Source organism: Lysinibacillus sp. FJAT-14745, assembly GCF_001275675.1.
Lineage (GTDB): Bacteria > Bacillota > Bacilli > Bacillales_A > Planococcaceae > Lysinibacillus.
Genome location: NZ_LITM01000002.1, coordinates 829,434 through 839,299 on the forward strand (window position 1 = coordinate 829,434; position 9,866 = coordinate 839,299).

Below are 9,866 nucleotides of genomic sequence, written 5' to 3' on the forward strand. Positions count from 1 at the left end.
TTATGCTACTAGTATAGCAAACTCTTCAGTCATTTTCTACTCGTACATATCCAACTTTCTCAACTAGTGCTTGCCCCTCATCTGATACAATCCAGTCGATAAACTTCTTTACATTAGGATTATCTGTTCCTGCTGTAACAGCATAAAATTCAGATACGAGCGGGTATGTGCCTTTACGAATATTTTCCTTTGTAGGTGCAATCCCATCGATGGACAATAATTTAATTTCTTTGTTATTCACCATTTCTGTTGAGTAAAATCTAAACGTGTAGCCAATGGCATTTTTATAATTACGATATTGTGATACCTCATGAATAATACCACCCATACCTGTTGCAACATTTTCAGCAGGTGCTTCCATGATTGGTGTATCTCCCATCATTCTTTCAAGTGCTGTTTGGCTTCCGCTATCTGCTGGGCGTTGAAAAGCACGAATCGCAGCATTTTCACCACCGACTTCATGCCAATTCGTAATTTTTCCAGCGTATATTTGTTTAAACTGCTCCAGTGATAAATTTTCTACGCTGTTCTTATGATTGACGAAAAAGACAAATGCCTCTCGTCCAATAGGGGTCATATCAAATGTAAGACCTGCCATCTCAGCTTGCCTCTTTTGTGATTCAGATGGCGCTGCTACAAAAATCAGGTCAACATCTCCTGAAATCAAATTTTGATAAGCTTCGGGTGTACGACTTACCATCACTCTACTTCTATCATATGGATAGTAACCCTTTGGATATGTAGCTTCTACAAACGCAGCATACAGTGGATACATCGCCGTCGCCCCATCTAAGCGTGGTAGTGACTCAACTAATTGCAATGAAGCCTTTGTATCTGACTTTACTACTTTATTTTGCTCTGTAAATGGTTGATAGACTGACACATCAATTTCTGCATCAACAGTTGGAATACTCATTTTGTAATAATGTTGAATAGGCGTAATCGAGGCAATCAACAACGCAATGCCCATTACTCCAGCTAACCCTATTTTCCGTTTTGTTGTTGTCAACCAATCAAAAATTAAACAAACAAATAGGACAAATAAACATATCGGAACGGTTAAGAGTAGTCCTCTAAAATGCAGCCCACCGCTAATAATTAAGTGCAGCGCAACTACTCCTGAGAAAAATAGTAATCCTATTAATATAAAAAGAGACTGTAGCACTTTCATAATCATCGGCTCCACCTCCAAAAGTGTAATTTTATACCAACTATTTTTATAATAGGTTATTTCCGGAAGATAATACAACTTTATATTCTGAAAATTATGTTAAAATAAAACGTATTATTGTAAGGAGGTATTACATATGGCAATTGAAAAAGTACGTGAACATTTAGCACACTGGAATGTGGAACACAAAATACAGGAGTTAAACGAAAGCTCAGCAACCGTTGAACTAGCAGCACAGGCACTCGGATGCGAACCTGAACGCATTGCGAAATCCCTATCGTTTCTCGTAAACGATGGTGCGATATTAATTGTTGCTGCAGGCGATGCCAAAGTCGACAATGCAAAATTTAAAGCTGCCTTTAGTACAAAGGCAAAGATGCTTGGAAAAGATGAAGTACTTGAAAAGATTGGACACGAGGTAGGAGGTGTTTGTCCTTTTGGCGTGAAGGAGGGTGTTGCTATTTATTTAGATGCATCACTTAAACGCTTTACAACAGTATTCCCTGCATGTGGTAGTAGCAACTCCGCCATTGAGCTTACTATTTCTGAACTAGAAACCTACACGCCATATCAAGAATGGGTTGACGTCTGTAAAGGTTGGAACGAGTAACAAGGCAGGAAAAACGGCGAAACTTTATTAAACGTTTCGCCGTTTTTTATTTAATTTTCTTCCCTATATCCAACGGCTAACCAGTGAGAATCCCATTCTGTTATTTGATTGCCCACTCTACAAGATAAGCCACATGCACGATTATCAGCGATAAATGAGCCGATTAACCATTTCTTTGTCTGTAATCCATCCTTTAGCTTTATCGTTATAGAGGGCATTTCCACATACTGCTGATAAATAAACAAATTATCATCATAATGGGTATACGCAGAGGCATTTGTTTTCGTACCATCCGCTGCATAAATTTCTACAGTATTCCCTTCCCGCGAATAGACAGGTTTCTTTACAAACGCCAAGTTTTCCTGAACAAATGGCTCTGCCGAAAGAGACGTTGGCAACATATATTTGTGTATGGCAGCTCGTTCTTCTGCATTAAAAAGAAGCGGATCATCTTTTCGTTCCCAAATCAGCCATAATAAAATTTTCGATTGCAGTACATATGCAGCGGGTGCGTTAATAATAGCAAGCTGCCCATCTTTTACAAGTTCCAGTAATTGTAGACCTATACGATCACAATCGGAAGACACATCATCTATTAAAAACTCTACTGGGTGTGCAGGACGATATAAAATATCAATTTTCTCCATTGCAGGCGTATAAAGGCCTCGAGTTATATTAGCGGTGTTACTAGAAAAAATGATTAGCTCTTGTATAGGAACATATTCCACATCAAAAGGTATACATTTCTTTAAAAACTGTACCTGACAATATTCCTCATAATCTTCCGCATCTGTTTTCCCCGTAATAACAATTTTAGGTTTTTTCAAATCATTTAAATAATGCATAGCCGAAAAAAGTGCACCCGACAAGGTTTTATGTAATGCTGAAACATCGTTCGGACTATCAAATCCTAAATGCTGACAAAGCGCTTCATTTATCTCAAAGGTTTCTTGAACAAGAAATGGCGTTTCACCATTTAATTCTAGACATTTTATTTGTCCGTCCTCTGTACAAATAAAATCGAAGCGAGCCAGTACCGATTGTTGCTGTAAATAATCTAATTGGATATATGGCAGCATTTCAGAACGAATGCCCAGTGCTAAAAGTTGTTCATCCGATAAATGCTTAAATTGTTTCCCAACCTTCAAAAATATTTTCCAAAGTATAGTAGAAGCATAGCTGATTTCATCGATTTTCTCTTTAGGTAAATCTAGTACATCGTATAAGGCATACTCAAGGTCCTCAAAGTCTGGAAAGAAATGAGGAAATTGAGAATAAAACGCTTGGCGTTGTTGAAAATGATTGTCCATATTGATTTCTCCTTTTAAGAAGATGAAGAGCCCCCTCGAGAGGCACCACCTGAGCCAAAGCCTGATTTCCCCGAACTGGATGATGAGTGATTTGAATAAGAATTAGAACTATTCGTCGATGAACCTGAACTATTTGAGTATGAACGCTTGCCACTCGAATAAGAATTGGAACCGCTTGTATTTGAATTTGAGTTATTTGAGCTATTTGTTGTTGAGTTATTCGAGCTATTTGTTGTTGAGTTATTCGAGCTATTTGTTGTTGAGTTATTTGAGCTATTAGATGTTGTACTAGACGGATTTTGAGAGCCATTCGTCGTAATTCCATTTGAATTCGTATTTTTACTTTTGTTCGTATTGCTATAATTCGTACGTGGTACTGCTGAACCGCCACCTTTAACATCTCTATCTGTACCATTTCTTAAATTGCGGCTTTTATAAATGGCACTTCCTAGCATTGCTCCTGCAGTTGAATACATAAGTCCATTAAAGAAATGATGTGCATAATGAGGCGAATTCTCATCTAAACATTCGAACGAACCATCATCACTTTCTTTCCATTTTTTACATGAATTTGCCATGTCGCTGTCATAGACACTTTGTACACCATTCCCTGCTGTTGAAGTATTATTTTTTTCCGTTGTATTATCTGTAGTAGCAGTAGACTCTTTGACAGTCTGAGTTTCTGTATTCCCACACGCGGCTAATTGCATAGTCATCAGTGACACCGTTGTTACTGCTATGTATTTTTTCATTTGTTTTGCCATATCTTATTTCTCCTTTATTTCGATACCTATTCTACGGATGTCTCCTTCTTAGGTTTCATTTTTTTACAAATTCATACATATTATCATAGCACTAAAAACCCCCTGGTATATTAGAATTATTACCACAGAGAGTTTCGCTTTATGAAGAGTTACAACAATATAAAGAGGAAAATCGATTATTAAAGAAATATGAGGCTGAAAACGAAAATTTAAAAAAAGAATTAAATAATACTCGAATATATGCGAAGCATTTCGAAGATTTATATACTAAAATGGTGGTTTCAAGTAACTTTACACAGTTAAGATCAAAATTAGGAATTGGTAAACTATTAGATTTCAAATCTGATATTAGTAAAAATACTGATTTATCGAATTTTATTACTCATTTTCCTAAAACAGAAGATTTAATATTAGAACAAACTAATAATTCGGAAACTAAATCAAAAGAACAAAATTTAAATGTTATTACTAATAAATTTAATGCTATTTTTGAACAAAAGGATCTATAATACATCCAGATTAAATAGTAATAAAAACTCTTAGTGCCATACAGGCTTACTTTTATTTAAGAAAGCCTCTTTTGTCTTTTCAGTGATGGTTATCTTAAAATTCCTCTAGGAAATAAGAATATCTGAATTGCATTAGGCTAATAATTCCCACTATTTTTCCTTAAAAAGCTTTTAAAATTAAATAAAGCAATTGTTTTGATCTACCTTTTTCAAAACAATGGCTATTGAATTTCGTGAAATAATGGATTAAAATTAATCTTTCGTCTTTACTTTATACAGTAAATAGTATGCTCTTTAAATTAGTCAAATAAACGTCTAACTTTTACGGGGCAGTTCAATTCCGCAAGGTTTTAATACAATCACCTACACTCTATGCCTTGGAAAATGTAATGGTTTCTCCAATATTAAATGTTTTACTTTTCTTCCTTCCGTCTAATTTCCATGTTATTGTGATCGTTCCTTTACTCAATAAATCTTTGATATCCTTATTTTCAAGCTGCTTATAATTTATAATGATTTCGTCTTTATATTCTATCTTATTTTTTTCTGAATCTTTATTTTGATAACTAGAACCGTTCCAATAAACGTCTTCCCCTAATAACTCACGAAATGAATAGGGTATGTTTATTTCTAAATCATCTATATTATCAGAATGTTATATATTTAATGTAAATTCTAGTTTTTTATAGTTATTTTTCTGAGATTTATCTATATTATTGTAATTTTCCTGAGTTTTTTCATCAAGCTCAATTATTTTAGTATTAATATTAATTATTGGGTTAAAGCGATAATACGTATAAGTACCTATCCCGGCTACTAAAAAAACTAGCAAAAGAACAACTATGAACCGACTTTTGTTCAAAATATCCCTCCTACTTAAAAAGAAAGACAATAACTTAATGCTCAAGCATCGGTTATTGTCTTTCTATCACCAATTACGATTGAATTAACTTATTAATTTAACTTACTTTAATAACTACTTACCAGTATAATACATTATCATCCCATAACGGCCACTTTTGTTGATTAGTACTTATACTAACGTCAAATGAAAGGCCATCTGTTATACTTCCTTTTTCGTAGTTAACGCTTGCTGAACCACCAACAGTTGTACTAATCCGTGATTAATATATCTTGTTTGTCAGTATCGTAATAAACGATATTATCTGTAGACTCGGATGTTTGACTTGTGGAATTGCTTAGTTCTTCTGCTGACGCATCATTATTAAATAATAAAAAACTACCTGCTAAAATAAGACCTGACAATAAACTTTTTTCACCCTCCCCCTAATATTGTTATATAATGTAAATAATAACATATATCAAATAATTTCTGTATTTTCAAAAGATTTTCCTTGTTATAACTGAAAGAACATTTACTATAATTGAGTCTATTATTTTATTTATAGGGGTGTTGAAATGAAAAAAATAATTTTATCCATTTTGATTTTTACTCTTTTGAGTGGATGTAATGGTTTCCCAAACGGTACTTTTAGTCAGCCTGAAGGCAAAGTTATTGTGAACGGAGAACAATATACTATGGTTCCAAGTAATTTCGAATGGGATGAAGACGATGTAAAAATAACAGAAATGAGTTCTCGTGATCTAAATGCATTAGCCGATGATTTTGAAACATTAGATGTCGAAAAAAAAGATATATTAAATTTTGAAATTGAAAAAAACCCTTCATTTATAACAATATCTAAACAGAATGAAGATGGTACAATTGATAATGTTGAAATGAATGATTATAAAATAACAATGCCATCTAAAGAAGGATATTATATTTATGAACTAAAGGTAACATGGGATAAAGGAAAAGAGACCTTTGTTTTTGATGTTAATGTAAAATAAAAACTTGGATGTATTATAGATGCAAAGATATTTATTTAGTCGGTACTGCTTTTCTTCCATATGTCATAAAGCGCCATAGTTTTTCAAATGGCCCCATTTTAAAGAATTTGAACCAGATGACACTAAAGATAATTTGAATGATAAAAATTAAGATTGCAATAATCACTACATCAGAAGGTGAAACAACTTCAAGCCCCATTAATGACATAATAGCTAGACCAATAAAGCTTTGAGCCAAATAATTTGTAAATGCCATCTGACCAACTCGTCCAATTGGCTTAAGCAGCTTCGCAATTTTCTTATTTTCTAACAAAACAAATAGACAAGCTAAGTAAAAATACGTTGTCGGAATTACCCCTAAACTAATAACGGAATTTAGATTTTCGTATCCACCTTGAGCTGCAAACCAAATCCATATTGAAATGCCAACAAAAAGTGGGAACGTCACAAATTGTATCCACTTTATTTGTTTTGAGTATTCACTAATACTACTAATCCAATTAGCTTTTGCTACTAAAAAACCAGTTAAAAACATGATAAAAATAGTAATTGCATCATTTCCTAATAAACCAAAAACAGTTGAAAAGGCTTCTTGATTTGGCATTAATATTTGTCCAAGAATACACAGGATATGAACAGTAATAATCGCAAATAACCATTTACTAATCGTTGAAATCTTTGCATTATAAAAAGGTATCAGGAAAAAACCTAACACTGCATAAATAGCAAGGATTGAACCCCAGAAAACAAATATATGGACAATGCCAATTAATAATAAAGCTAGTAAACGTCTCGCAAAACGCCATCTTGGCTTATCGCCACGCGCTTCTGCACGTGAAGTAAAAATATAAAAACCTACACCAAAGAGGAATGAAAAAATCGAAAAGAATTTCTTCTCAATAAAAATATCAATAAGCGTATCAATAATACCATTAATTCCACTAAAGTCAGGCATCGGTCCTCCCTCTACTATTACCTGGTAGGCTGCTACATTTATAAACAAAATGCCAAATAACGCTAGACCACGAATAATATCTAAGGAAACGATTCTTTCTTTTTGAGTAACAGATGGATTCATTCTTAAAAACTCCTTATCTTTCATACTTTACTGCGCTATGGCTATCATAGCCTCCCATCCTTACAGTAGTTTTTTTAAAAGCTTACAGTAATCTTACATTTATAAATTTATCCCATCAGTTAAAGCCTTTTTTCACTTACATTAGTTTTTAATCCCCTTCTACAAGCAAAAATTTCATATTTTATAATAACAATTATTTCTTTAAAAAAAGGGGAATAGATGATGAACAGACACCGCCAATTTGGTTTTTGCTACCCTGGTTATAAATACTGTGGACCAGGATGTTCAGGACCAGGTAGACCTATCAACGCCGTAGATTCATGCTGCAAATTACACGACGAATGTTATGATCGATATGGCAGATCAAGATATTGCGATGAAATGTTCCAAAACTGCTTACGACCAAAAATGAACGCTAATAATAAAATGGCAAGAGATGCTAAATTGTTTTACAATATCTTCGAAATGCGGAATAGGTTCTTTTAAACAATAAAGAAAGCTCACGATGTTATTTTTTTATTAAAAGTCAAGTTATAGGCTGAAACTATTTTAAATAGTGAATTCTTATTTAATGTCACACAAAAAGGATAGAAGAGCTTAAATAAATTCGCTCTATCTATCCTCTTTTTACCAGAAATGACCTTGTTTACTACAACAACTAATTTGTTCGTTAATCAATCTAATGTTGCGGTCATTCAAAAGGAGCTCCCAAAGATTGTTGCTTCCAATTTGGCTATCTTCTTCAACTATTACACCTTATTTATTAATATTTTCATATTTTGTACAGTAATTAAAGATTGGAAATATAATCTTAAACTAGTGATAGTATTATTAGGGAAATTTGCTTAATAATCGTCTCCAATTACATTTATTGTATATAATGAGTCGAGAAGGAAAAGTAATTAAGGGATAGTTATTCCATTAAGAAAAATCGTTTTTTTGAAAAGAGGGAGTTAAATGGAAAGTTTTTTCTTAATACTTATGGGCTTTTTTATCGTTATGGCAAATGTTATTGGGCTTGTATTCTTCCAAAAAAAGAAAAATCTATATTTTGCTGCATTCATAATATTACTACTAGCAGGTATTTTTGGTGGACTAGGAAGTGTATTAGCACTATTTATTATTCGTGATGCCTTTGCGGTATTCTACGGGTTGAATCTTGCCTACTATTTGCTACTTAATAGTCTTATCGTATTTCTTCTAGCGATTTTAGTTACTATAATTAATAAATATCACACGTGTTGATTAATCAAAATTATACAGTCACTGAATGATTTATGTCCCAATGAAACATCAGGATTTCTTTCATCCTGATTCGCCATTCTAGAGGCAGGGCAGCGCAANCTGAATGATTTATGTCCCAATGAAACATCAGGATTTCTTTCATCCTGATTCGCCATTCTAGAGGCAGGGCAGCGCAAAGAAACATCCGTGTAAAACCTACGAATGATAAGGGTTTGGTATTATTCTTCGTAATTCCTTGTGTATGAAGAAATTTCAAACAAACATAGGCAATAAGGGCTGCGAATAGCTGATTGAATACGGCATTTTTCGTTGTACCGAATAGTACAGGTACGTTCAAGTTTTGCTTAATCCAACGAAAAAAGCTTTCAATCGCCCAACGCGACTTATACATGTTGGCAATTTCTTCAGCGGTGATATCCATTAAACTTGTCACGACACGTATTTCTTTGCCCTCATGATCCATGAATTGAACGACACGATGGCGCTTTTTCGTTTGTTTTTGTGATGTTCCAAGCGTGCAAGTAAAATCAGCTGTCACATTGGAATCGTTGGTACGACTACCTTGGAGCGATTTTTTGCGATTTAATTGCACATTGTCTTTTAAACGCAACACGAAATGTTGATGTTCTTTCAGGTAACGATCGACTTTATCAATAGAAAAGTAGGCACGGTCACAAACGAGGATAAACCTTTTATCTTCAAGGAATTCTCCAATGGGACCATCATGTTTTAAACCGGTTGTTTCTACAACTTTTAAGGGCATCGAAGTTTCATTAGTAAAACTAACATGTAATTTGATACCTGAACGTTCGCCGTGATAGACAGCCCAAGGTAAACGTGTTTTGCCTACTGTAATTGTAGTTGAATCAACGGCTAATAACGTTTTCGGCATCTTCAACTGACGACGAGCTGCACGATTGAGTTTCCTGACAATCACTTCAAAAATACGTTTGATGATGCCGTAATCGAGTGCCTTTAAATGTTTAGAAAGCGATGAATGATTCACCGAAACAAGACCGTTACTTGGACCCACATCCGCTGCGTGGCGTAAACTTTTCCACTCGTTCGTTGCAGCACCAATTAAATACGAAATGAGCGTGGGAACCGTACATTTTCGTGCTGTTTCTACATAACCGAATTCGCTTAAGATTGATTGCCATTCTGCCTCTGAAAGAAAGTTTTGAATGAGCGTAAAAATCGTGTTATTCTTGTTCAAGAGAGATTCCTCATTTCGTAATTGTTTGTGTCGTAACTAACATTTTACATGAGAATCTCTCTTTTTATTTAATTTTTATTGGAAGAAACTAGATAATCAACACGCGTGA

9 protein-coding genes and 1 pseudogene are annotated in these 9,866 nt (G+C 34.0%); 4 read left to right on the top strand and 6 right to left on the bottom strand.

Going from position 1 to position 9,866, the window contains the following annotated elements; genetic code table 11:
• Positions 1–25: 25 nt before the first annotated feature.
• The gene (locus tag AMS59_RS05410) at positions 26–1,177 is read right to left on the bottom strand and encodes a PstS family phosphate ABC transporter substrate-binding protein (protein ID WP_199777663.1); all 1,152 of its coding nucleotides are present in this window, start codon (positions 1,175–1,177) and stop codon (positions 26–28) included.
• Between the two features lie 130 nt (positions 1,178–1,307).
• On the opposite strand from AMS59_RS05410, the gene AMS59_RS05415 reads away from it, so the two are divergent.
• Entirely contained in the window at positions 1,308–1,781 is a 474-nt protein-coding gene (locus tag AMS59_RS05415; protein ID WP_053482722.1) for a YbaK/EbsC family protein, read from the top strand.
• Between the two features lie 50 nt (positions 1,782–1,831).
• Here the strand turns inward: AMS59_RS05415 and AMS59_RS05420 are convergent, their stop codons facing one another.
• The 3 genes from AMS59_RS05420 to AMS59_RS05435 form a co-directional block, all read right to left on the bottom strand.
• Positions 1,832–3,091: a glutathionylspermidine synthase family protein gene (locus AMS59_RS05420; RefSeq protein ID WP_053482723.1), complete on the bottom strand. Its 1,260-nt coding sequence runs from the start codon at positions 3,089–3,091 to the stop codon at positions 1,832–1,834.
• Positions 3,092–3,105: 14 nt separating this feature from the next.
• Positions 3,106–3,855 (bottom strand): hypothetical protein, encoded by a 750-nt coding sequence (locus tag AMS59_RS05425; protein ID WP_053482724.1) that lies wholly within the window; start codon positions 3,853–3,855, stop codon positions 3,106–3,108.
• A 1,164-nt stretch (positions 3,856–5,019) separates the two neighbouring features.
• Entirely contained in the window at positions 5,020–5,226 is a 207-nt protein-coding gene (locus tag AMS59_RS05435) for a hypothetical protein (RefSeq protein ID WP_053482726.1), read from the bottom strand.
• 557 nt (positions 5,227–5,783) lie between these two features.
• On the opposite strand from AMS59_RS05435, the gene AMS59_RS05440 reads away from it, so the two are divergent.
• A complete protein-coding gene (locus tag AMS59_RS05440; protein ID WP_053482727.1) occupies positions 5,784–6,218 on the top strand; it encodes a hypothetical protein in 435 nt (144 codons plus the stop codon).
• A 31-nt stretch (positions 6,219–6,249) separates the two neighbouring features.
• On the opposite strand, the gene AMS59_RS05445 is transcribed toward AMS59_RS05440, so the two are convergent.
• The gene (locus tag AMS59_RS05445) at positions 6,250–7,296 is read right to left on the bottom strand and encodes a DUF418 domain-containing protein (RefSeq protein ID WP_053482728.1); all 1,047 of its coding nucleotides are present in this window, start codon (positions 7,294–7,296) and stop codon (positions 6,250–6,252) included.
• Positions 7,297–7,518: 222 nt separating this feature from the next.
• On the opposite strand from AMS59_RS05445, the gene AMS59_RS24075 reads away from it, so the two are divergent.
• The gene (locus AMS59_RS24075) at positions 7,519–7,782 is read left to right on the top strand and encodes a Parvovirus coat protein VP1-like protein (protein WP_082337387.1); all 264 of its coding nucleotides are present in this window, start codon (positions 7,519–7,521) and stop codon (positions 7,780–7,782) included.
• Positions 7,783–8,253: 471 nt separating this feature from the next.
• On the top strand, positions 8,254–8,541 hold the full coding sequence (locus AMS59_RS05450) for a hypothetical protein (protein WP_053482729.1): 288 nt from the start codon (positions 8,254–8,256) through the stop codon (positions 8,539–8,541).
• Positions 8,542–8,640: 99 nt separating this feature from the next.
• On the opposite strand, the pseudogene AMS59_RS05455 reads toward AMS59_RS05450, so the two are convergent.
• Positions 8,641–9,757, bottom strand: a pseudogene (locus AMS59_RS05455) (IS4 family transposase); the annotation flags it as partial.
• Positions 9,758–9,866 lie beyond the last annotated feature (109 nt).

Bases quoted from the DNA above. Each gene is read 5' to 3' on its own strand.
- AMS59_RS05445 (WP_053482728.1), bottom strand. From the start codon at position 7,296: ATGAATCCATCTGTTACTCAAAAAGAAAGAATCGTTTCCTTAGATATT.
- AMS59_RS05440 (WP_053482727.1), top strand. From the start codon at position 5,784: ATGAAAAAAATAATTTTATCCATTTTGATTTTTACTCTTTTGAGTGGA.
- AMS59_RS05420 (WP_053482723.1), bottom strand. From the start codon at position 3,091: ATGGACAATCATTTTCAACAACGCCAAGCGTTTTATTCTCAATTTCCT.
- AMS59_RS05425 (WP_053482724.1), bottom strand. From the start codon at position 3,855: ATGGCAAAACAAATGAAAAAATACATAGCAGTAACAACGGTGTCACTG.
- AMS59_RS05410 (WP_199777663.1), bottom strand. From the start codon at position 1,177: ATGATTATGAAAGTGCTACAGTCTCTTTTTATATTAATAGGATTACTA.
- AMS59_RS24075 (WP_082337387.1), top strand. From the start codon at position 7,519: ATGAACAGACACCGCCAATTTGGTTTTTGCTACCCTGGTTATAAATAC.
- AMS59_RS05415 (WP_053482722.1), top strand. From the start codon at position 1,308: ATGGCAATTGAAAAAGTACGTGAACATTTAGCACACTGGAATGTGGAA.
- AMS59_RS05450 (WP_053482729.1), top strand. From the start codon at position 8,254: ATGGAAAGTTTTTTCTTAATACTTATGGGCTTTTTTATCGTTATGGCA.